Origin of the sequence: Streptococcus acidominimus, assembly GCF_001921825.1 — a bacterium.
Classification (GTDB): Bacteria; Bacillota; Bacilli; order Lactobacillales; family Streptococcaceae; genus Streptococcus; species Streptococcus acidominimus.
In genome coordinates this window covers 1-19,322 of record NZ_MSJL01000042.1, presented here as the reverse complement: position 1 = coordinate 19,322, position 19,322 = coordinate 1, and the positions used below count along the sequence as shown (strand labels likewise).

General features: G+C 40.9%; 35 protein-coding genes. 34 read left to right on the top strand and 1 reads right to left on the bottom strand.

Annotated elements, in window-relative coordinates; translation table 11 throughout:
* Both BU200_RS11385 and BU200_RS08375 read left to right on the top strand, forming a co-directional pair.
* Window positions 1-205 (top strand): hypothetical protein (locus tag BU200_RS11385; RefSeq protein ID WP_211268962.1); only part of this gene is annotated, 205 nt, incomplete at its 5' end.
* The gene (locus BU200_RS08375; protein ID WP_075099723.1) at window positions 157-516 is read left to right on the top strand and encodes an HAD-IA family hydrolase; all 360 of its coding nucleotides are present in this window, start codon (window positions 157-159) and stop codon (window positions 514-516) included. The genes BU200_RS11385 and BU200_RS08375, both read left to right, overlap by 49 nt.
* A gap of 360 nt (window positions 517-876) precedes the next feature.
* Here the strand turns inward: BU200_RS08375 and BU200_RS08370 are convergent, their stop codons facing one another.
* On the bottom strand, window positions 877-1,452 hold the full coding sequence (locus BU200_RS08370; protein ID WP_083609387.1) for a DUF4352 domain-containing protein: 576 nt from the start codon (window positions 1,450-1,452) through the stop codon (window positions 877-879).
* 145 nt (window positions 1,453-1,597) lie between these two features.
* Between BU200_RS08370 and BU200_RS11700 the strand changes: the two genes are divergently transcribed.
* The 32 genes from BU200_RS11700 to BU200_RS08220 all read left to right on the top strand — a co-directional run bounded on the left by BU200_RS11700 (window position 1,598) and on the right by BU200_RS08220 (window position 19,077).
* On the top strand, window positions 1,598-1,726 hold the full coding sequence (locus BU200_RS11700; protein ID WP_265588262.1) for a hypothetical protein: 129 nt from the start codon (window positions 1,598-1,600) through the stop codon (window positions 1,724-1,726).
* A 17-nt stretch (window positions 1,727-1,743) separates the two neighbouring features.
* Window positions 1,744-2,052: a 30S ribosomal protein S10 gene (rpsJ, locus tag BU200_RS08365; protein WP_067087606.1), complete on the top strand. Its 309-nt coding sequence runs from the start codon at window positions 1,744-1,746 to the stop codon at window positions 2,050-2,052.
* A gap of 203 nt (window positions 2,053-2,255) precedes the next feature.
* A complete protein-coding gene (rplC, locus tag BU200_RS08360; RefSeq protein WP_075099722.1) occupies window positions 2,256-2,882 on the top strand; it encodes a 50S ribosomal protein L3 in 627 nt (208 codons plus the stop codon).
* A gap of 24 nt (window positions 2,883-2,906) precedes the next feature.
* Window positions 2,907-3,530 carry a 50S ribosomal protein L4 gene (gene rplD, locus BU200_RS08355; protein ID WP_075099721.1) on the top strand — a complete coding sequence of 208 codons (624 nt, stop codon included), beginning with the start codon at window positions 2,907-2,909 and terminating at the stop codon, window positions 3,528-3,530.
* Window positions 3,530-3,829 (top strand): 50S ribosomal protein L23, encoded by a 300-nt coding sequence (locus tag BU200_RS08350; RefSeq protein ID WP_075099720.1) that lies wholly within the window; start codon window positions 3,530-3,532, stop codon window positions 3,827-3,829. Before rplD ends, BU200_RS08350 begins: the two co-directional genes overlap by 1 nt.
* A 17-nt stretch (window positions 3,830-3,846) precedes the next feature.
* Window positions 3,847-4,680, top strand: a complete 834-nt coding sequence (gene rplB, locus BU200_RS08345; RefSeq protein ID WP_075099719.1) for a 50S ribosomal protein L2 — start codon at window positions 3,847-3,849, stop codon at window positions 4,678-4,680.
* 98 nt (window positions 4,681-4,778) lie between these two features.
* Window positions 4,779-5,060, top strand: a complete 282-nt coding sequence (gene rpsS / locus BU200_RS08340; protein WP_000533766.1) for a 30S ribosomal protein S19 — start codon at window positions 4,779-4,781, stop codon at window positions 5,058-5,060.
* A gap of 15 nt (window positions 5,061-5,075) precedes the next feature.
* Entirely contained in the window at window positions 5,076-5,420 is a 345-nt protein-coding gene (rplV, locus tag BU200_RS08335; RefSeq protein WP_067087616.1) for a 50S ribosomal protein L22, read from the top strand.
* Between the two features lie 12 nt (window positions 5,421-5,432).
* On the top strand, window positions 5,433-6,086 hold the full coding sequence (gene rpsC, locus BU200_RS08330; RefSeq protein ID WP_075099718.1) for a 30S ribosomal protein S3: 654 nt from the start codon (window positions 5,433-5,435) through the stop codon (window positions 6,084-6,086).
* 3 nt (window positions 6,087-6,089) lie between these two features.
* The gene (gene rplP, locus BU200_RS08325; protein WP_067087620.1) at window positions 6,090-6,503 is read left to right on the top strand and encodes a 50S ribosomal protein L16; all 414 of its coding nucleotides are present in this window, start codon (window positions 6,090-6,092) and stop codon (window positions 6,501-6,503) included.
* Between the two features lie 9 nt (window positions 6,504-6,512).
* Entirely contained in the window at window positions 6,513-6,719 is a 207-nt protein-coding gene (gene rpmC / locus BU200_RS08320; protein WP_075099717.1) for a 50S ribosomal protein L29, read from the top strand.
* A 23-nt stretch (window positions 6,720-6,742) separates the two neighbouring features.
* Entirely contained in the window at window positions 6,743-7,003 is a 261-nt protein-coding gene (gene rpsQ / locus BU200_RS08315) for a 30S ribosomal protein S17 (RefSeq protein ID WP_000440801.1), read from the top strand.
* A gap of 24 nt (window positions 7,004-7,027) precedes the next feature.
* A complete protein-coding gene (gene rplN / locus BU200_RS08310; RefSeq protein ID WP_067087623.1) occupies window positions 7,028-7,396 on the top strand; it encodes a 50S ribosomal protein L14 in 369 nt (122 codons plus the stop codon).
* A gap of 71 nt (window positions 7,397-7,467) precedes the next feature.
* Window positions 7,468-7,773: a 50S ribosomal protein L24 gene (rplX, locus tag BU200_RS08305; protein ID WP_075099716.1), complete on the top strand. Its 306-nt coding sequence runs from the start codon at window positions 7,468-7,470 to the stop codon at window positions 7,771-7,773.
* A gap of 23 nt (window positions 7,774-7,796) precedes the next feature.
* Window positions 7,797-8,339: a 50S ribosomal protein L5 gene (rplE, locus tag BU200_RS08300; protein ID WP_029176426.1), complete on the top strand. Its 543-nt coding sequence runs from the start codon at window positions 7,797-7,799 to the stop codon at window positions 8,337-8,339.
* Between the two features lie 14 nt (window positions 8,340-8,353).
* The gene (locus tag BU200_RS08295; protein WP_002936651.1) at window positions 8,354-8,539 is read left to right on the top strand and encodes a type Z 30S ribosomal protein S14; all 186 of its coding nucleotides are present in this window, start codon (window positions 8,354-8,356) and stop codon (window positions 8,537-8,539) included.
* Between the two features lie 214 nt (window positions 8,540-8,753).
* The gene (locus tag BU200_RS11145; protein ID WP_158015145.1) at window positions 8,754-8,930 is read left to right on the top strand and encodes a hypothetical protein; all 177 of its coding nucleotides are present in this window, start codon (window positions 8,754-8,756) and stop codon (window positions 8,928-8,930) included.
* A 205-nt stretch (window positions 8,931-9,135) separates the two neighbouring features.
* On the top strand, window positions 9,136-9,534 hold the full coding sequence (gene rpsH / locus BU200_RS08290) for a 30S ribosomal protein S8 (protein WP_075099715.1): 399 nt from the start codon (window positions 9,136-9,138) through the stop codon (window positions 9,532-9,534).
* A 302-nt stretch (window positions 9,535-9,836) separates the two neighbouring features.
* A complete protein-coding gene (gene rplF / locus BU200_RS08285) occupies window positions 9,837-10,373 on the top strand; it encodes a 50S ribosomal protein L6 (RefSeq protein ID WP_075099714.1) in 537 nt (178 codons plus the stop codon).
* 87 nt (window positions 10,374-10,460) lie between these two features.
* Entirely contained in the window at window positions 10,461-10,817 is a 357-nt protein-coding gene (gene rplR, locus BU200_RS08280) for a 50S ribosomal protein L18 (protein ID WP_067087634.1), read from the top strand.
* A gap of 18 nt (window positions 10,818-10,835) precedes the next feature.
* Entirely contained in the window at window positions 10,836-11,330 is a 495-nt protein-coding gene (gene rpsE, locus BU200_RS08275) for a 30S ribosomal protein S5 (RefSeq protein ID WP_075099712.1), read from the top strand.
* Between the two features lie 13 nt (window positions 11,331-11,343).
* Window positions 11,344-11,526: a 50S ribosomal protein L30 gene (gene rpmD / locus BU200_RS08270; protein ID WP_075099711.1), complete on the top strand. Its 183-nt coding sequence runs from the start codon at window positions 11,344-11,346 to the stop codon at window positions 11,524-11,526.
* Window positions 11,527-11,683: 157 nt separating this feature from the next.
* A complete protein-coding gene (rplO, locus tag BU200_RS08265; RefSeq protein WP_075099710.1) occupies window positions 11,684-12,124 on the top strand; it encodes a 50S ribosomal protein L15 in 441 nt (146 codons plus the stop codon).
* 12 nt (window positions 12,125-12,136) lie between these two features.
* A complete protein-coding gene (secY, locus tag BU200_RS08260) occupies window positions 12,137-13,444 on the top strand; it encodes a preprotein translocase subunit SecY (RefSeq protein WP_075099709.1) in 1,308 nt (435 codons plus the stop codon).
* A 215-nt stretch (window positions 13,445-13,659) separates the two neighbouring features.
* The gene (locus BU200_RS08255) at window positions 13,660-14,301 is read left to right on the top strand and encodes an adenylate kinase (protein WP_075099708.1); all 642 of its coding nucleotides are present in this window, start codon (window positions 13,660-13,662) and stop codon (window positions 14,299-14,301) included.
* 120 nt (window positions 14,302-14,421) lie between these two features.
* Window positions 14,422-14,640, top strand: a complete 219-nt coding sequence (gene infA, locus BU200_RS08250) for a translation initiation factor IF-1 (protein WP_002936627.1) — start codon at window positions 14,422-14,424, stop codon at window positions 14,638-14,640.
* A gap of 24 nt (window positions 14,641-14,664) precedes the next feature.
* Window positions 14,665-14,781, top strand: a complete 117-nt coding sequence (gene rpmJ / locus BU200_RS08245; RefSeq protein ID WP_001808836.1) for a 50S ribosomal protein L36 — start codon at window positions 14,665-14,667, stop codon at window positions 14,779-14,781.
* A gap of 15 nt (window positions 14,782-14,796) precedes the next feature.
* Complete coding sequence (gene rpsM / locus BU200_RS08240) at window positions 14,797-15,162, top strand: 30S ribosomal protein S13 (RefSeq protein WP_002936622.1); 366 nt, start codon at window positions 14,797-14,799, stop codon at window positions 15,160-15,162.
* A gap of 17 nt (window positions 15,163-15,179) precedes the next feature.
* Window positions 15,180-15,563, top strand: a complete 384-nt coding sequence (rpsK, locus tag BU200_RS08235) for a 30S ribosomal protein S11 (RefSeq protein WP_004195509.1) — start codon at window positions 15,180-15,182, stop codon at window positions 15,561-15,563.
* A gap of 43 nt (window positions 15,564-15,606) precedes the next feature.
* Window positions 15,607-16,545 carry a DNA-directed RNA polymerase subunit alpha gene (locus tag BU200_RS08230; protein WP_075099707.1) on the top strand — a complete coding sequence of 313 codons (939 nt, stop codon included), beginning with the start codon at window positions 15,607-15,609 and terminating at the stop codon, window positions 16,543-16,545.
* A 12-nt stretch (window positions 16,546-16,557) separates the two neighbouring features.
* Window positions 16,558-16,944 (top strand): 50S ribosomal protein L17, encoded by a 387-nt coding sequence (gene rplQ / locus BU200_RS08225; RefSeq protein WP_000331493.1) that lies wholly within the window; start codon window positions 16,558-16,560, stop codon window positions 16,942-16,944.
* A gap of 1,653 nt (window positions 16,945-18,597) precedes the next feature.
* Window positions 18,598-19,077, top strand: a complete 480-nt coding sequence (locus BU200_RS08220) for a hypothetical protein (protein ID WP_075099706.1) — start codon at window positions 18,598-18,600, stop codon at window positions 19,075-19,077.
* Window positions 19,078-19,322 lie beyond the last annotated feature (245 nt).

Genomic DNA, 19,322 nt, shown 5'->3' with positions numbered 1-19,322 from the left:
ATGGAAAGATTTGGTTTTAGCTGTTTGGAGGGCTTTTGATAGAAGAGCAGTGTCTGCTGGGCTTAATTTAAAATCTGTTGGTTTCATATTTCTATTATATCACGTATCATTATTTTTTATTGAGTATTACGTGAAAAAAATGCTCAAATTTCTCTCATGGAGGGAGCAAGAGAAATTCTTGAGTGGGCTCGGGAAATGGGGATGAAACAATTTATCTATACCCATAAAGGGGACAATACCTTTGCCATTTTGGACGAATTAGGCATTTCCCACTATTTTGTAGAAGTGTTGACGGCTGATTCCGGTTTTGCAAGAAAGCCGGATCCAGAAGCAGTACTCTATCTTATGGAGAAGTATGAGTTACCTCAAGAAGCTACTTATTATATAGGAGATCGACTGCTGGACGCTGAAACAGCTCAAGCAGCGGGGATAAAGAGTCTCAACTTAACTCTTGGGAGTTCGGCTTACAATACCCACATTGACTGTCTTTTAGACATTAAAAATGCAATTGTTTAAGATTCACTTAAGCATTCTTTTCTATAATAATCTTATTCTTTTTCATATAACCTCCTTAAATTGAGCAGTCTATGACTGCTCGATTTTTTGTGGGTCTACTTTTATTCCTATTATAATCAATATACAGCTGGAGCTTGCACAGTCTAGCCAGCTAGGGAACCGTACTCCCCCAGAGATTAAACGCTGTAAGGTTTGTTTAAACATTCTTTTCTATAATAGCTTTATTCTTTTTCATAATAATCTCCTTACAATGGACTTGGTTAAAGAGTCCGAAGTTAACCATAAAAAAATCGTAAATTGAGGGTTTCAGTTCTCCATTTACGATTTTTGTTTTTCAAGGACTTTTACCCAGTCCTTTCTTTATTGGTTCAGGCTAATAAGAGCAGTTTCTGTTCCCCAATAACCAGTTTGAACTTGGAGTTGCAAGCTAGGATCGCTAGCAGTGTCAGGGTTGACATCAAAGACTACCTTGCCAGTAGCGCTATTTTCTGGGTTGAGTTCGGAGTACAAGAGGTTAGCACCTGCGTCGTCTTTTACATAGATACCAGCAGAAGAATCCGCTTCGTATTCGGTCTCCCCTTTGATGAGTTTAAAGTAGTTATCGGACAAGGTGATGGATTCTTTGCCGTTATTTTTAATGGTCACGCTAATGATGACATACTGTCCATTGGCATTTTCGCCAAAGTATTCATTTCCCACTCGGGCTGCCAGTTCTTTGGATTGAACGGTGTATTCTACATCTCCGACGGTGAATGTATCACCAATTTTATGGATGACCTCTTCCTTTTTATCTTTTGATGGCTTAGAAGAGGAGCTTGTTTGCTCCATTGCCTTATCAACCAACTTGTCAAAGGTAGAGGATTTAGAGCTACATGCGGTCAGGGTCAGGACTGCAAGTGCTAAGAGAGTGAAGTGTTTAACGTGTGTTTTAACCATAGTCGGTTTCTCCTTGTTTCTTTTTTGCAAACAGTTTGCAAGCTGATTATATCACAAATGCTAAAAAAAAAAAGCAGAATAAGATTCTAAACTCCATATTTTTTTGAAAAAATAGTGGCAAAACCCTTGCAATTCACCATGAGATATGGTATTCTACTATGGTGCTGTGAAAAATCAGCTTGTAGCTTTGATGCAAGAGGTTGCGACACGCTCGGTTGCATTGCCACGCAACACTGTCGGTTTTCTTGCGGAGCTAGCCTATTATCTTAAATAGACGAAAAGGAGAAAAAGATGGCAAACAAAAAAATCCGCATCCGCTTGAAAGCGTACGAACACCGTACACTTGATACAGCAGCTGCAAAAATCGTAGAAACTGCAACACGTACAGGTGCAAGCGTAGCTGGTCCAGTTCCACTTCCAACTGAACGTAGCCTCTACACAATCATTCGTGCGACTCACAAGTACAAAGACTCTCGTGAGCAATTCGAAATGCGTACTCACAAACGTCTTATCGACATCGTGAACCCAACGCAAAAAACAGTTGACGCTCTTATGAAACTTGACTTACCAAGTGGCGTGAACGTAGAGATTAAGCTTTAATCAAAAACAAGATTAGTAAGTGTTTGAATTGAACACGGACTGAACTCTGTGTGAAAAAGATAAATTCCCCTAGAAACTGAAGTTTCTTCGGAAAATTTCCTATTTTCACTTTGAGTTCTGCGTCCTTTGTATCTTGTTTGAGCATAAAAAACGCTCGTTAAAAACTTTTTAAACTATAAAATAAGAAAAGGAATATTTTTCTCATGACAAAAGGAATCTTAGGGAAAAAAGTGGGAATGACTCAAATCTTCACTGAAACTGGTGAATTTATCCCTGTAACTGTCATCGAAGCAACTCCAAACGTTGTTCTTCAAGTGAAAACTGTTGAAACAGATGGATACAATGCGATCCAAGTTGGTTTTGATGACAAACGCGAAGTATTGAGTAACAAACCTGCCAAAGGCCATGTAGCAAAAGCTAACACAGCTCCTAAGCGCTTCATTCGTGAATTTAAAAACATTGAAGGCTTGGAAGTAGGTAGCGAAATCACAGTTGATACTTTCGCAGCTGGAGATGTTGTGGATGTAACTGGTACATCTAAAGGTAAAGGTTTCCAAGGTGTTATCAAACGCCATGGTCAATCACGTGGTCCGATGGCTCACGGTTCACGTTACCACCGTCGTCCAGGTTCAATGGGACCTGTTGCGCCAAACCGTGTTTTCAAAAACAAACACTTGGCAGGACGTATGGGTGGCAACCGTGTGACAATTCAAAACCTTGAAATTGTACAAGTTGTTCCAGAAAAGAACGTGATCCTTATTAAAGGAAACGTACCAGGTGCTAAGAAATCTCTTATCACAATCAAATCAGCAGTAAAAGCTGGTAAATAATAAGGAAAGGGGAAATCAGTCATAATGGCAAACGTAACATTATTTGACCAAACTGGTAAACAAGCTGGTGAAGTAGTTCTTAACGATGCAGTCTTTGGTATCGAACCAAACCAAGCAGTTGTGTTTGATGTCATCATCAGCCAACGTGCAAGCCTTCGTCAAGGAACTCATGCAGTTAAAAATCGCTCAGCAGTTTCAGGTGGTGGACGCAAACCATGGCGTCAAAAAGGAACTGGACGTGCTCGTCAAGGTTCTATCCGCTCACCACAATGGCGTGGTGGTGGCGTAGTCTTCGGACCAACTCCACGTTCTTATGCCTACAAACTTCCACAAAAGGTTCGTCGTTTGGCACTTAAATCTGTTTATTCAGAAAAAGTTGCTGAAAATAAATTTGTAGCTGTTGACAGCCTTTCATTTACAGCTCCAAAAACTGCTGAATTTGCAAAAGTTCTTGCAGCATTGAGCATTGATTCAAAAGTTCTTGTTATTCTTGAAGAAGGCAATGACTTTGCAGCTCTTTCAGCTCGCAACCTTCCAAACGTGAAAGTTGCAACTGCTACAACTGCAAGCGTCCTTGACATTGCAAATGCAGACAAACTTCTTGTAACTCAAGCAGCTATCTCTAAAATTGAGGAGGTTCTTGCATAATGAATTTGTATGATGTTATCAAAAAACCTGTCATCACAGAAAGCTCAATGGCTCAGCTTGAAGCAGGAAAATATGTTTTTGAAGTTGACACTCGTGCGCACAAACTTCTGATCAAACAAGCTGTAGAAGCAGTATTTGAGGGAGTAAAAGTTGCAAATGTTAACACAATCAACGTAAAACCTAAAACAAAACGTGTAGGACGTTATGTAGGTCGTACAAGCAAAGTGAAAAAAGCAATCATCACATTGACTGCTGATTCAAAAGCAATCGAATTGTTTGCCACAGCTGATGCTGAATAATCAAAGGAGGAATTAACGTGGGAATTAAAGTTTATAAACCAACTACAAATGGCCGTCGTAACATGACTTCTTTGGATTTCGCAGAAATCACAACAAGCACTCCTGAGAAATCATTGCTTGTTTCTCTAAAGAGCAAAGCTGGTCGTAACAACAACGGTCGCATCACAGTTCGTCACCAAGGTGGTGGTCACAAACGTCACTACCGTTTGATTGACTTCAAACGAAACAAAGACGGTATTGAAGCAGTTGTTAAAACAATTGAATACGATCCAAACCGTTCAGCTAATATCGCTCTTGTACATTATACAGACGGTGTGAAAGCTTATATCATTGCTCCTAAAGGCCTTGAAGTTGGTCAACGTATCGTTTCAGGTCCAGAAGCAGATATCAAGGTCGGTAACGCACTTCCACTTGCCAATATTCCAGTCGGTACTGTTATCCACAATATCGAATTGAAACCAGGTCGTGGTGGAGAATTGGTTCGTGCGGCAGGTGCTTCTGCGCAAGTACTTGGTCAAGAAGGTAAGTATGTTCTTGTCCGCCTTCAATCAGGCGAAGTTCGTATGATTCTTGGAACTTGTCGTGCAACAGTTGGTGTTGTTGGAAATGAGCAACACGGACTTGTAAACCTTGGTAAAGCTGGACGTAGCCGTTGGAAAGGGATCCGTCCAACAGTCCGCGGTTCTGTAATGAACCCGAACGATCACCCACACGGTGGTGGTGAAGGTAAAGCACCAGTTGGTCGTAAAGCACCATCTACTCCATGGGGCAAACCTGCTCTTGGACTTAAAACTCGTAACAAGAAAGCAAAATCTAGCAAGCTTATCGTTCGTCGTCGTAACGAAAAATAGTTTGTTACAAGTAGCATAAAGCATATCCGCCAGCTCGGTAGCCTTGCGCTTGCAAGGCAGGCCGCTGTGGTACATATTTTAAAGGAGAATAGATTAAAATGGGACGTAGTCTTAAAAAAGGCCCTTTCGTCGATGAGCATTTGATGAAAAAAGTTGAAGCTCAAGCAAACGATGAAAAGAAAAAAGTAATTAAAACTTGGTCACGTCGTTCAACGATCTTCCCAAGTTTCATTGGTTATACAATCGCAGTTTATGATGGACGTAAACATGTACCGGTTTACATCCAAGAAGACATGGTAGGTCACAAACTTGGTGAATTTGCACCAACTCGTACTTACAAAGGTCACGCTGCTGACGACAAGAAAACACGTAGAAAATAATAGGAGGAACACATTATGGCAGAAATTACTTCAGCTAAAGCAACTGCTCGCACAGTACGTGTTTCACCTCGTAAATCACGTCTTGTCTTGGATAATATCCGTGGCAAAAGCGTAGCCGATGCAATCGCAATCTTGAAATTCACTCCAAACAAAGCTGCAGGCATTATCGAGAAAGTATTGAACTCTGCAATCGCTAATGCTGAAAATAACTTCGGTTTGGAAAAAGCAAACTTGGTAGTAAGCGAAGCTTTCGCAAACGAAGGACCAACACTCAAACGTTTCCGTCCACGTGCAAAAGGTTCTGCTTCACCAATCAACAAACGTACAGCTCACATCACTGTAGTTGTGGCAGAAAAATAAGGAGGTAAAAACGTGGGACAAAAAGTACATCCAATTGGTATGCGTGTCGGCATCATCCGTGACTGGGATGCTAAATGGTATGCTGAAAAAGAATACGCGGATTACCTTCATGAAGATCTTGCAATCCGCAACTTTATCAAAAAAGAATTGGCTGAAGCATCCGTTTCAACTATCGAAATTGAACGCGCAGTAAACAAAGTGATCGTAAGCATTCATACAGCTAAGCCAGGTATGGTTATCGGTAAAGCAGGTAGCAATGTTGATGCACTTCGTGCGCAATTAAATAAATTGACTGGTAAGCAAGTACACATCAACATTATCGAAATCAAACAACCTGATTTGGATGCTCACCTTGTTGGTGAAACAATTGCTCGTCAGTTGGAGCAACGTGTGGCATTCCGTCGCGCTCAAAAACAAGCAATCCAACGTACAATGCGTGCAGGAGCAAAAGGAATCAAGACTCAAGTATCTGGACGTTTGAACGGTGCTGATATCGCCCGTGCAGAAGGATACTCAGAAGGAACTGTTCCGCTTCATACACTTCGTGCGGATATCGACTACGCTTGGGAAGAAGCACTTACAACTTATGGTAAACTTGGTATTAAAGTATGGATTTACCGTGGAGAAGTTCTTCCAGCTCGTAAAAACACTAAAGGAGGTAAATAACCAATGTTAGTACCTAAACGTGTTAAACACCGTCGTGAATTCCGTGGAAAAATGCGCGGTGAAGCTAAAGGTGGAAAACAAGTAGACTTCGGTGAATATGGTCTTCAAGCTACAACTAGCCACTGGATCACAAACCGTCAAATCGAAGCAGCCCGTATCGCGATGACTCGTTATATGAAACGTGGTGGTAAAGTTTGGATCAAAATCTTCCCACACAAATCATATACCGCTAAAGCTATCGGGGTACGTATGGGATCTGGTAAAGGGGCACCTGAAGGTTGGGTAGCACCAGTTAAACGTGGTAAAGTGATGTTTGAAGTAGCAGGCGTTTCAGAAGAAATCGCACGCGAAGCATTCCGCTTGGCTAGCCACAAACTACCAGTTAAATGCAAATTCGTAAAACGTGAAGCAGAATAAGGAGAAGACATGAAACTTAATGAAGTAAAAGAATTTGTTAAAGAACTTCGTGGACTTTCTCAAGAAGAACTTGCAAAGCGCGAAAATGAATTGAAGAAAGAACTCTTCGACCTTCGTTTCCAAGCTGCTGCTGGTCAACTTGAGCAAACTGCTCGTTTGAACGAAGTTAAAAAGCAAATTGCACGTATCAAAACAGTGCAATCAGAAGTTAAATAATAGATTGGGAAAGGAGAATTTCAATGGAACGCAATAATCGTAAAGTTCTTGTTGGACGTGTTGTATCTGACAAAATGGACAAAACCATCACAGTTGTAGTTGAAACAAAACGTAACCACCCAGTCTATGGTAAACGTATTAACTACTCTAAAAAGTACAAAGCTCATGATGAGAACAATGTTGCTAAAGAAGGCGATATCGTACGTATCATGGAAACTCGTCCACTTTCAGCTACAAAACGTTTCCGTCTTGTAGAAGTTGTGGAAGAGGCAGTTATCATTTAATCAAGCTGAAAGGAGAAAACTTACATGATTCAAACAGAAACTCGTTTGAAAGTTGCTGATAACAGTGGCGCACGTGAAATCTTGACAATCAAAGTTCTTGGTGGTTCAAAACGTAAATCTGCAAACATCGGCGACATCATCGTTGCTTCAGTAAAACAAGCTACTCCTGGTGGTGCGGTTAAAAAAGGTGACGTCGTGAAAGCCGTTATCGTTCGTACTAAGACAGGTGCTCGTCGTGCTGATGGTTCTTACATCAAATTTGACGAAAATGCTGCAGTTATCATCCGTGAAGATAAAACACCTCGCGGAACTCGTATCTTTGGTCCAGTTGCACGCGAATTGCGCGACGGCGGTTTCATGAAAATCGTTTCATTGGCACCAGAAGTACTTTAATCAAAACAAACGAAGTCCCCTGAAGTGATTCAGGGTGCCCCTAGGGCGTAAGAAATAATAGGAGAAATCAAATGTTTGTAAAAAAAGGCGATAAAGTTCGCGTAATCGCTGGTAAAGACAAAGGCGTTGAAGCAGTAGTCTTGGCAGCACTTCCAAAAGTAAATAAAGTTGTTGTAGAAGGTGTTAACATCGTCAAAAAACATCAAAAACCAAACAATGAAAATCCTCAAGGAGCTATCGTTGAAAAAGAAGCTGCTATCCATGCATCAAACGTACAAGTTCTTGACAAAAATGGTGTAGCAGGTCGTGTTGGTTACAAATTTGTTGACGGTAAAAAAGTTCGTTACAACAAAAAATCAGGCGAAGTGCTTGATTAATCACGAAGGAAAGGAGAAGTAACATGGCAAATCGCTTAAAAGAAAAATATCTTAATGAAGTAGTTCCTGCTTTGACTGAACAATTTAACTATTCATCAGTTATGGCTGTACCAAAAGTGGATAAGATTGTTTTGAACATGGGTGTTGGTGACGCTGTTTCTAACGCTAAAAACCTTGAAAAAGCTGCACAAGAATTGGCATTGATTTCAGGTCAAAAACCACTTATCACAAAAGCTAAAAAATCAATCGCCGGCTTCCGTCTTCGTGAAGGGGTTGCAATCGGAGCGAAAGTAACACTTCGTGGCGAACGTATGTATGAGTTCTTAGATAAATTGGTATCTGTATCACTTCCACGTGTACGTGACTTCCATGGTGTTCCAACAAAATCATTTGACGGACGCGGAAACTACACACTTGGTGTGAAAGAGCAATTGATCTTCCCAGAAATCAACTTTGATGATGTTGACAAAACTCGCGGTATGGACATCGTTATCGTTACAACTGCTAACACTGACGAAGAATCACGTGCATTGCTTACAGGCCTTGGTATGCCGTTCGCAAAATAAGAGGGAGAGAATAAATGGCTAAAAAATCAATGATCGCTAAGAACAAACGCCCAGCTAAGTTCTCTACGCAAGCATATACTCGTTGTGAAAAATGTGGACGTCCACATTCAGTTTACCGCAAATTCAAACTTTGCCGTGTATGCTTCCGCGACTTGGCTTACTTAGGTCAAATCCCAGGCGTAACAAAAGCTTCTTGGTAATATACTGATACTAAGGGCGTGACGGACAAGGCAAAAATAGGAAATCTAGCGAAGAACGCTTAGGTTCTAGATAGATTTATCTTTTTTGCACAGGCCGTAGCCCGAGTTCAAATCTGATGTAAGGGCGTTAAGGAACCCATATGAAAATAGGGAGTTACCGCAGTGTTTTGGAATAACACAAGACAGCTCATCTTTTTCACTAGGATTTTAGCCCGTGCTCGAATTACATGATGCAAAGAGCGTGACGGACGAAGTGAAAGTAGGAGCCTGCCGCAGAGTTCTGGAAGAACTCAAGAAAGGCTATCTTTTTCACTGGGATTTTGGTCCACGCTTGAATGATGATACTAAGCCCGTGATGAACACAAGGTTTATAGGGCGAGCTCACCTATAAGGAGATACTGAAGGCGGCTGTCTTCAATATAGTTGTTCAGTTTACTTTTAGTACTAGGCAACGAACCGCAGGTAGTACTGGAGTACAGCAAGACGAGTTAACGAAGTAATAAAAGATAAACTGAATGACTATATCACCTAGTCCATAGGACAACATTAACTGGTAAGTGACCCTATCAAACTGCCAGTAAGAGGAGAAATTAAAGATGGTTATGACAGATCCAATTGCAGACTTTTTGACACGTATTCGTAACGCAAACCAAGCGAAACACGAAGTGCTTGAAGTACCTGCATCAAACATTAAAAAAGGAATTGCTACAATTCTTAAAAACGAAGGTTTTGTGAAAAACGTTGAGTTTATCGAAGATGACAAACAAGGCATCGTACGCGTATTCTTGAAATACGGTCCAAACGGTGAAAAAGTAATCACAAACTTGAAACGTGTTTCAAAACCGGGTCTTCGTGTTTATTCAAAACGTGAAGATATTCCTAAAGTTCTTAATGGACTTGGAATTGCAATTATCTCTACATCAGAAGGTCTTTTGACAGACAAAGAAGCACGTCAAAAGAACGTTGGTGGAGAAGTGATTGCCTACGTTTGGTAAAATAATGATACGAGGACGTTAAAAAATCCGTATGAAAATAGGAGACTGACACTGAGTCTCTGGACTCGAGGAAGTCTATCTTTTTCACTAGGATTTTAGTCCGAGTTCAAATTTATACTAACTAGAAAGCTAAAACGAGCACGGGCTAAAGCCGGTGTGAGAAAGATAAAATTGCCTCCAGTCCAAAGGACTGTTCACAATTTTCCTATTTTCACTTTGGCTTTTAAACGCCCTTTGCATCTTAGCTTCCCCGTGAAAACTGGTCGTATTCGGCCTGACAATTTAACAGGAGAAATAAAAACATGTCACGTATTGGTAATAAAGTGATTACATTGCCTGCTGGTGTTGAGCTTTCGCAAAACAACGGTGTGGTAACTGTAAAAGGACCTAAAGGGGAATTGACTCGTGAATTCCCAACTGCTATTGAAATTCGTGTGGAAGGTACAGAAGTAACACTTCACCGTCCAAACGATTCAAAAGAAATGAAGACTATTCATGGTACAAGCCGTGCCAACCTCAACAACATGGTTGTTGGTGTTTCTGAAGGCTTCAAAAAAGAACTTGAAATGCGTGGTGTCGGTTACCGTGCACAACTTGCAGGCAACAAATTGACACTTGCTGTTGGTAAATCACATCCAGATGAAGTGATTGCACCAGAAGGTATCACATTTGAAGTTCCAGCACCAACACAAATTATCGTGTCTGGTATCAACAAAGAAGTTGTTGGTCAAACAGCAGCTTATATCCGTAGCCTTCGTGCTCCTGAACCTTACAAAGGTAAAGGGATCCGCTATGTTGGTGAATTTGTTCGCCGCAAAGAAGGTAAAACAGGTAAATAATAATGTTTACGAGTGGTGTTTCCACATCGTACATTATCTTCCGACATATCTCGTACAGATATGATCAATAATTAAGAGGTGAAAATTGTGATTTCAAAACCAGATAAAAACAAAATCCGCCAAAAACGCCATCGTCGTGTTCGCGGTAAAATCTCTGGAACTGCTGCTCGCCCACGTTTGAACATTTTCCGTTCTAATACAGGCATCTACGCTCAAGTGATTGATGACGTAGCGGGTGTAACGCTCGCAAGCGCTTCTACTCTTGATAAAGAAGTTTCAAAAGGTACTAAGACAGAACAAGCCGTTGTTGTAGGTAAACTCGTTGCTGAACGTGCAGTAGCGAAAGGTATTTCTGAAGTGGTCTTTGACCGCGGTGGATATCTCTATCACGGACGTGTGAAAGCCTTGGCTGAAGCAGCTCGTGAAAACGGATTGAAATTCTAATAGGGAGGACACTAAGAAATGGCATTTAAAGATAACGCAGTTGAATTTGAAGAACGCGTAGTAGCCATCAACCGTGTTACAAAAGTTGTTAAAGGTGGACGTCGTCTTCGCTTTGCAGCTCTTGTGGTTGTTGGTGACCGTAATGGTCGTGTAGGTTTCGGTACTGGTAAAGCTCAAGAAGTACCAGAAGCTATCCGCAAAGCAGTTGAATCTGCTAAGAAAAACTTGATTGAAGTACCAATGGTTGGTACGACTATTCCTCACGAAGTTCGTTCAGAATTTGGTGGAGCTCGCATTATGTTGAAACCAGCTGCAGAAGGTTCTGGAGTTGCTGCGGGCGGAGCTACTCGTGCGGTTATCGAGTTGGCAGGTGTCGCTGATGTGACATCTAAGTCGCTTGGTTCAAACACACCAATCAACATTGTTCGTGCAACAGTTGAAGGTTTGAAACAATTGAAACGTGCTGAAGAAGTGGCTGCACTTCGTGGCATTTCAGTTTCTGATTTAGCATAAGAAAGGGGATAACATGGCTCAAATTAAAATTACTTTGACTAAGTCTCCAATCGGTCGCAAACCAGAACAACGTAAGACAGTTGTTGCCCTTGGACTTGGCAAATTAAACAGTTCAGTTATCAAAGAAGATAACGCTGCTATTCTTGGAATGGTAAACGCAATCTCTCACTTGGTAACGGTTGAAGAAGTGAAATAGGAAGCAAGACTAATCGTCGCATTCCGAATCAAACACATGACAGAGTCGCTTAGAGAAATCTTTGCGACTTACTGTCCATTCTGTATAGGCGAGTTTTTAGGTTGAGGCCTTACCCAGCCTAAAGGCGCTAGCATTTTACACATAAGGAGAAAAATCAATGAAACTTCATGAATTACAACCTGCAACAGGTTCTCGTAAAACTCGTAACCGCGTTGGTCGTGGTACATCATCAGGTAATGGTAAAACTTCAGGCCGTGGACAAAAAGGTCAAAAAGCTCGTAGCGGTGGTGGCGTACGTCTAGGTTTTGAAGGTGGACAAACTCCATTGTTCCGCCGTATTCCAAAACGTGGATTTACAAACATCAACGCAAAAGAATATGCGATTGTTAACCTTGACCAATTGAACGTCTTTGAAGATGGTGCAGAAGTAACACCAGTTGTACTTGTTGAGTCAGGTATCGTTAAAGCTGAAAAATCAGGAATCAAAATTCTTGGTAACGGCGAATTGACGAAAAAATTAACTGTGAAAGCAACTAAATTCTCTAAATCAGCTGAAGAGGCTATCACTGCCAAAGGTGGTTCAGTAGAAGTCATCTAAGAGAGGTGACCTATGTTTTTAAAACTATTAAAAGATGCATTTAAGGTAAAGAACGTTCGTACGAAAATCTTGTTTACGATCCTTGTCTTATTTGTCTTTCGTGTTGGGACTCATGTGACAGTTCCAGGAGTGAACGTTAAAAGTCTTGAAGCCCTATCAAATATTCCATTTTTGAATATGTTGAGTCTGGTTTCGGGAAATGCAATGCGTAATTTCTCGGTCTTTGCACTAGGTGTCAGTCCCTACATCACTGCATCGATTATTGTTCAGTTGATGCAGATGGACTTGGTTCCAAAGTTTGTAGAATGGGGCAAGCAGGGAGAGGTTGGTCGCCGTAAGTTGAATCAAGCGACGCGCTACATTTCCTTGGTCCTAGCTTTTGTCCAGTCAATCGGTATCACCGCAAGCTTCAATGCCTTGTCTGGTGCTAGGTTGACAACTATGCCCCTGACTTGGAAGACCTATATCATTATTGGTGCAATTCTAACAACTGGATCAGTTATCGTGACATGGCTGGGAGAGCAAATTACGGATAAAGGATACGGAAATGGAACTTCCATGATTATCTTTGCCGGAATTATCTCCTCATTGCCAGATACAGTGCACGAGATTTATGTTGATCGATTTGTCAATATCGAATCCAGCCGCTTGGGAGAATCTGCATTGATCGTGGGTGTTTTATTGGTAGCGATCTTGGCGATTGTCTATTTTACAACCTTTGTACAGCAGGCAGAGTATAAGATTCCAATCCAATACACCAAACGTGCGCAAGGTGCACCGTCAAGTTCCTACTTGCCATTGAAATTAAATCCAGCAGGTGTTATTCCGGTCATCTTTGCAGGATCAATTACAGCTATTCCGACCTCACTTCTCCAATTCTTTGCGAGCCAGAATAAGAGTATCTCTTGGCTATCATCGATCCGAGAATACTTCGATTATTCTACAATCAAAGGAATGATTGTCTACGCTGTGTTGATTATTCTCTTTACCTTCTTTTATAGCTTCGTTCAGGTAAATCCAGAAAAAGCTGCAGAAAATCTCCAAAAGAGCGGAGCTTATATCCATGGGGTTCGCCCGGGTAAAGGGACAGAAGACTACTTCTCAACCTTGCTAATGCGCCTTGCAACAATTGGATCCCTATTCTTAGGATTTGTTGCCTTGTTACCGATTTTTGCACAAAATGTCTTTGGGCTTACTTCAAAAATTGCCTTCCTCGGGACAAGTTTGATTATCGTCATTATGACAAGTATCGAGGGGATCAAGCAATTAGAAGGTTACCTGCTCAAGAGAAAATATGTCGGTTTCCTAGACTTAGAATAGGAAGCAAGAGCGAAACGCGATTTTGTAAAATCGATTGTACACAGGTTGATGAGGGGCATATAAGATTGAGTTGTCAATCTTATATGGAGCTTACAACCATTGCGTCTATGACAAAAGTAGAAGCTGGGCACCGATTGCTCAGCCTCTCTATTTTGTTTTTTGATAAGTTTGTCAATCGTGGCAAATTTATGTGAAAACAAAATAAGGAGTTTATCATGAATCTTTTAATTATGGGATTGCCAGGTGCTGGTAAAGGAACGCAAGCTGCAAAAATTGTTGAAAAATTTGACATCGTGCATATTTCAACAGGTGATATGTTCCGTGCAGCAATGGCAAATCAGACAGAGATGGGATTGTTGGCAAAGTCCTATATAGATAAAGGCGATTTGGTTCCAGATGAAGTGACCAATGGTATTGTCAAAGAACGTCTCACTCAAGATGACATCAAGGAAAAAGGTTTCTTATTGGACGGCTATCCTCGCACCATTGAGCAAGCACACGCTTTAGACCAAGCACTGAAAGAGCTAGGTATCAAACTTGAAGGAGTTATCAATATTGAGATTGATCCAGCTAAATTGGTAGAGCGTCTCAGCGGACGAATCATCCATCGCGAAACAGGTGAAACTTTCCATAAAGTCTTTAACCCACCTGCAGCCGGCTACGATGAAAAAGATTACTACCAGCGCGAAGATGACAAACCAGAATCGGTAAAACGTCGCTTAGAAGTCAACATTGCTCAAGGACAACCGATTATCGATCACTACCGTGCGACAGGTTTAGTGCATGATATTGAAGGCGATCAAGACATCGAAGTCGTCTTTGCAGATATTGAAAAAGTTTTATCAAAATTGCAATAAAACAGGGGATTTAGCTTGCGTTTTCTTGTTGAAAATGATAGAATATCTTAGTCTGACTTATAATTGTTACCTCTGTGTTCAGAGGACATCAAATCGAAATTTAGAGGGGGATACTTTTGCATGGCAAAAGAAGATGTGATTGAAATTGAAGGTAAGGTAGTTGATACCATGCCAAATGCTATGTTTACCGTTGAGCTTGAAAATGGTCATCAAGTTCTTGCAACTGTTTCAGGAAAAATCCGGAAAAACTACATTCGTATTTTGGTCGGAGATCGCGTAACAGTAGAGCTTAGCCCATACGACTTGACACGTGGACGTATCACATACCGCTTTAAATAGTCGAAATACTTGGAGGGATTAAACATGAAAGTAAGACCATCGGTCAAACCAATTTGCGAATACTGCAAAGTTATTCGTCGTAATGGTCGTGTTATGGTAATTTGCCCAGCAAATCCAAAACACAAACAACGTCAAGGATAATAGAAAGGAGAAAAAATGGCTCGTATTGCTGGAGTTGATATTCCAAACGACAAACGTGTCGTAATTTCATTGACTTACGTATACGGAATCGGTCTTGCAACATCTAAAAAAATTCTTGCAGCAGCTGGAATTTCAGAAGATGTTCGCGTAAAAGATTTGACTTCTGATCAAGAAGATGCAATCCGTCGTGAAGTAGATGCGATTAAAGTTGAAGGTGACCTTCGTCGTGAAGTAAACTTGAACATTAAACGTTTGATGGAAATCGGTTCATACCGTGGAATTCGTCACCGTCGTGGACTTCCTGTCCGTGGACAAAACACTAAAAACAACGCTCGCACTCGTAAAGGGAAAGCTGTTGCGATTGCAGGTAAGAAAAAATAAAATAGGAGGTAGAAAAATTGGCTAAACCAACACGTAAGCGTCGTGTGAAAAAAAATATCGAGTCTGGTATTGCACACATTCACGCTACATTTAATAACACTATTGTTATGATTACTGATGTGCATGGTAATGCGATCGCTTGGTCATCAGCTGGTGCTCTTGGTTTTAAAGGTTCTCGTAAATCTACACCATTTGCGGCTCAAATGGCTTCAGAAGCAGCTGCTAAATCTGCACAAGAACACGGTCTTAAAACAGTTGAAGTTACAGTAAAAGGTCCAGGTTCAGGTCGTGAGTCTGCTATCCGCGCTCTTGCTGCCGCTGGTCTTGAAGTAACAGCAATTCGTGATGTGACTCCTGTACCACACAATGGTGCTCGTCCTCCAAAACGTCGCCGTGTATAATCAACTAACGATACACTGCTTTTCGTTTAAGAGGGAGTAAGAAATGATTGAGTTTGAAAAACCAACTATAACAAAAATTGATGAAAATAAAGATTACAGCAGATTTGTTGTGGAGCCATTAGAACGTGGTTATGGAACAACTCTTGGGAACTCACTTCGTCGTGTACTTCTTGCGTCACTACCAGGTGCTGCGGTAACGTCTATAAAAATTGACGGTGTACTACACGAGTTCGACACAGTTCCAGGTGTCCGTGAAGATGTTATGCAAATTATTTTGAACATCAAAGGCATTGCTGTAAAATCTTATGTCGAAGACGAAAAGACGATAGAGCTTGATGTTACAGGTCCAGCAGAAATTACTGCAGGAGATATTTTGACAGATAGTGATATTGAGATTGTTAACCCTGACCATTATCTCTTTACAATCAGTGAAGGTGCAACTTTCAAAGCAATGATGACTGTGAATACAGGCCGTGGATATGTACCAGCTGAAGGAAATAAAAAAGATGATGCGCCAGTTGGCACACTTGCAGTAGATTCTATCTACACACCAGTGAAAAAAGTCAATTATCAAGTTGAACCAGCTCGCGTTGGTAGCAATGACGGTTTTGACAAATTAACGCTTGAAATCATGACTAACGGGACAATTATCCCAGAAGATGCCTTGGGACTTTCTGCGCGTATTTTGATGGAGCACTTAGGTCTCTTTACTGATTTGACAGAAGTAGCGAAATCAGCAGAAGTGATGAAAGAAGTTGAAGAAGCATCAGATGATCGTATGTTGGATCGTACGATTGAAGAATTGGACTTGTCTGTTCGTTCATATAACTGTTTGAAACGTGCAGGTATCAATACTGTATTTGATTTAACAGAAAAAACTGAACCAGAAATGATGAAAGTACGCAATCTTGGACGCAAGAGTCTTGAAGAAGTCAAGGTAAAATTGGCTGACCTTGGTTTGGGATTGAAAAAAGATAAATAAAAGGAGGAATACATGGCTTACCGTAAACTAGGACGCACTAGCTCACAACGTAAAGCAATGCTTCGTGACTTGACAACAGATTTGTTGATCAATGAATCAATCGTTACAACTGAAGCTCGTGCAAAAGAAATCCGTAAAACAGTTGAAAAAATGATTACACTTGGTAAACGTGGTGACTTGCATGCCCGTCGTCAAGCAGCAGCATTTGTTCGTAACGAAATTGCATCAGAAAACTATGATGAAGCTACTGATAAATACACATCAACTACTGCTCTTCAAAAATTGTTCTCTGAAATTGCTCCTCGTTATGCAGAACGCAATGGCGGATACACTCGTATCTTGAAAACTGAACCACGTCGTGGTGACGCTGCACCAATGGCAATCATTGAACTTGTATAAGATCATCAATTTTGTTGAGTGTTATGATGATGGAATGTACCCACATTCTTAGTCTAGCTCTGGTCTACCGCTGGGTTTTTCCCAGCGGGAACACTCATCAGATAAAAAAACGCAACGCTTGTTTACGAAATCGCTTTAAAGAAAAACGATTTCGTAAGCAGGCGTTTTTGCTCCCCTCCCAAAACGGGCTCCCTTGTGGACATTTGCTCTCTACCTTTAACACAGTCTGGAAAGCCTTGTGAAGCGTGCAAAATATACCCAAAGGACATTCAGAGCCGTAGAGCATGCACAGCCTATAACAGTTGCTCCCCGCGTCTATGTGGAATAGTTGCAGTTCTTTTCTCGAGCTTTTAGCCCGAATTTAATTATAAGGGATATAGTGTTTTTAAGTACTAACAGTTATTCCCTCCTTGATTGATTGCTAATACTCTATCTGTACAGCACAGGTATAAGCTGCAACAGCTAGGACAAACATAGGAAACCTGACGAAGAAATTATACTCGTCAAAAATCAACATCTGACGTCGTTAACTCGCCTTGCTGGGTAAAAAGCTCCAGTGGGGGTTTTTAGCCTGTTCCCTAAAAACAAGAAAGAACAGAGTTCTATCTTGCTTCAACAGTCTAGGAATAGACTGTTGGAGGTTGGAAATAAAACGAGTGGAACTCGTGTCACGCAGTCTAGTAATAGACTGTTGAAGGTTGGAGATAGAGCGAGTGGAACTTGTGTCGCCCAGTCTAGTAATAGACTGTTGAAGGTTGGAGGTAGAACGAGTGGAACTTGTGTCGTCCAGTCTAGTAATAGACTGTTGAAGGTTGGAGGTAGAACGAGTGGAACTCGTGTCGCGCAGTCTAGTAATAGACTGTTGAAGGTTAGAAATAAAACGAGTGCAACTCGTGTCAAGTGTGTCTCCCTTTGGGATATAACTGTTTCAGCTTTAGCCAGTTCCAGATTTTGATTTTTATAGAGCCCAATTAGAGAAAGTTTATTCTAGTTCTACCTTCAAAGGTATCCCATATCTTTGGCGCTAGGAATGTGAGTCACAGCTGTATCTAGATAAAGCTAGAACATCTGCGTTTCTTTTCCCTTGAGTTCAATGACATCAAAAAGGCTTGACAAGTTTCACTTTGATTTTCGAAGAATAGAGCAAATCAAGTTTTTTCTTAGCCTATTCTATCAAAGACGTGAGCAGATTTCGGAAACAGTAGCGGCTATTCGACAGCCTTACTGATATAGCCGTTTAGTTTATTTTTAGTACTAGCTCAAACAGTCTGGGGAGAGACTGTCTGAGGTGGGAAATGAAGAAAACGAAGTTTTCGTTAAAAGTCGCAGGTAGTTGTCTAGTTGATAACTATTTCAAGTTATAGATAAGAAAAGTGTAACTTTTCTCAATAGTACAGCAAGACGAGTTAACGAAGTAATAAAAATATAAACTAAATGACTATAATAAGTTACCTCTGACCTGTTCTGGAACTAGGGAAGTCAATCTATTCAAAAATCCCCTGCCCTCCCTTACACGATACTGACGAAGCCTCGCTTTAGCCAGTAACGATACGCACATTTGGGACAAAAAAGTCCTTTTTCATTCTTCCTTGATTGAGTATACTTCTTATAACTACTAACTAACTGGACTAAGATAAACTAAGGAGGGGGAGCGTGGAATTTAAAGATGTGTATGCCAAGGTACGACCGATTGTCCAAAAGACACGACGGGAATATTATGTCAAATTATGGGAACCAGAAGACTGGGATCAAGAGGGAATGTATATTTTGTATCGGTTACTCCAGCAAGAAGCGGGGATAGTCGGAGATGAGCTGCGGTTACTACGATATTTTAAGGTGAAGTTCAGAAATTATGTCAATGATATGCTACGAAAACAAAGTACCCAAAAACGCGGTTTTGACCGCCTACGGTATGAAGAAATCGGAGAAATATCACACATGATTAGCAGTGGTGGCCTTGTTACAGATGAATTAGTTTGCCTTCGTGATTCACTAGCCCGCTACCGCTCACAGTTAAGCTCTGATGATTCTAAAAACTATGATCGGCTAGTTAGTGGTGATCGTTTCAAGGGGCGCAAGAAAATGTTGCGGTCTCTCCATCGACACCTGATAAGCGAAGATGAGGTAAAATGAGAAGATTAACGTTTCTATACCTATATTATACAAGAACAGGAAATGAACTAAAATCGCCTTAATAGTGCTTCCCATAAGGCCTAGCCAAGAGTAAAAGAAAGGTATTTAGAAAAAAATTAAAAAATTTCAAAAAAAGTTGAAAAAGTTATTGACAAAGATTAGTTGAGGTGATATACTGATATAGTTGTCGCTTGAGAGAGCGGACAAGACCTTTGAAAATTAAAGAAGACGAACCAAACGTGCAG

Bases quoted from the DNA above. Each gene is read 5' to 3' on its own strand.
- rplV (WP_067087616.1), top strand. From the start codon at position 5,076: ATGGCAGAAATTACTTCAGCTAAAGCAACTGCTCGCACAGTACGTGTT.
- BU200_RS08375 (WP_075099723.1), top strand. From the start codon at position 157: ATGGAGGGAGCAAGAGAAATTCTTGAGTGGGCTCGGGAAATGGGGATG.
- rplC (WP_075099722.1), top strand. From the start codon at position 2,256: ATGACAAAAGGAATCTTAGGGAAAAAAGTGGGAATGACTCAAATCTTC.
- BU200_RS08255 (WP_075099708.1), top strand. From the start codon at position 13,660: ATGAATCTTTTAATTATGGGATTGCCAGGTGCTGGTAAAGGAACGCAA.
- rpmC (WP_075099717.1), top strand. From the start codon at position 6,513: ATGAAACTTAATGAAGTAAAAGAATTTGTTAAAGAACTTCGTGGACTT.
- rpsQ (WP_000440801.1), top strand. From the start codon at position 6,743: ATGGAACGCAATAATCGTAAAGTTCTTGTTGGACGTGTTGTATCTGAC.
- rpmJ (WP_001808836.1), top strand. From the start codon at position 14,665: ATGAAAGTAAGACCATCGGTCAAACCAATTTGCGAATACTGCAAAGTT.
- rpmD (WP_075099711.1), top strand. From the start codon at position 11,344: ATGGCTCAAATTAAAATTACTTTGACTAAGTCTCCAATCGGTCGCAAA.
- BU200_RS08295 (WP_002936651.1), top strand. From the start codon at position 8,354: ATGGCTAAAAAATCAATGATCGCTAAGAACAAACGCCCAGCTAAGTTC.
- rpsJ (WP_067087606.1), top strand. From the start codon at position 1,744: ATGGCAAACAAAAAAATCCGCATCCGCTTGAAAGCGTACGAACACCGT.
- rplF (WP_075099714.1), top strand. From the start codon at position 9,837: ATGTCACGTATTGGTAATAAAGTGATTACATTGCCTGCTGGTGTTGAG.
- rplX (WP_075099716.1), top strand. From the start codon at position 7,468: ATGTTTGTAAAAAAAGGCGATAAAGTTCGCGTAATCGCTGGTAAAGAC.
- rplQ (WP_000331493.1), top strand. From the start codon at position 16,558: ATGGCTTACCGTAAACTAGGACGCACTAGCTCACAACGTAAAGCAATG.
- secY (WP_075099709.1), top strand. From the start codon at position 12,137: ATGTTTTTAAAACTATTAAAAGATGCATTTAAGGTAAAGAACGTTCGT.
- BU200_RS08350 (WP_075099720.1), top strand. From the start codon at position 3,530: ATGAATTTGTATGATGTTATCAAAAAACCTGTCATCACAGAAAGCTCA.
- BU200_RS08230 (WP_075099707.1), top strand. From the start codon at position 15,607: ATGATTGAGTTTGAAAAACCAACTATAACAAAAATTGATGAAAATAAA.
- rplO (WP_075099710.1), top strand. From the start codon at position 11,684: ATGAAACTTCATGAATTACAACCTGCAACAGGTTCTCGTAAAACTCGT.
- rpsM (WP_002936622.1), top strand. From the start codon at position 14,797: ATGGCTCGTATTGCTGGAGTTGATATTCCAAACGACAAACGTGTCGTA.
- rplP (WP_067087620.1), top strand. From the start codon at position 6,090: ATGTTAGTACCTAAACGTGTTAAACACCGTCGTGAATTCCGTGGAAAA.
- rplE (WP_029176426.1), top strand. From the start codon at position 7,797: ATGGCAAATCGCTTAAAAGAAAAATATCTTAATGAAGTAGTTCCTGCT.
- BU200_RS11700 (WP_265588262.1), top strand. From the start codon at position 1,598: ATGGTATTCTACTATGGTGCTGTGAAAAATCAGCTTGTAGCTTTGATG.
- rpsH (WP_075099715.1), top strand. From the start codon at position 9,136: ATGGTTATGACAGATCCAATTGCAGACTTTTTGACACGTATTCGTAAC.
- rplD (WP_075099721.1), top strand. From the start codon at position 2,907: ATGGCAAACGTAACATTATTTGACCAAACTGGTAAACAAGCTGGTGAA.
- rpsE (WP_075099712.1), top strand. From the start codon at position 10,836: ATGGCATTTAAAGATAACGCAGTTGAATTTGAAGAACGCGTAGTAGCC.
- infA (WP_002936627.1), top strand. From the start codon at position 14,422: ATGGCAAAAGAAGATGTGATTGAAATTGAAGGTAAGGTAGTTGATACC.
- rplN (WP_067087623.1), top strand. From the start codon at position 7,028: ATGATTCAAACAGAAACTCGTTTGAAAGTTGCTGATAACAGTGGCGCA.
- rpsS (WP_000533766.1), top strand. From the start codon at position 4,779: ATGGGACGTAGTCTTAAAAAAGGCCCTTTCGTCGATGAGCATTTGATG.
- BU200_RS08370 (WP_083609387.1), bottom strand. From the start codon at position 1,452: ATGGTTAAAACACACGTTAAACACTTCACTCTCTTAGCACTTGCAGTC.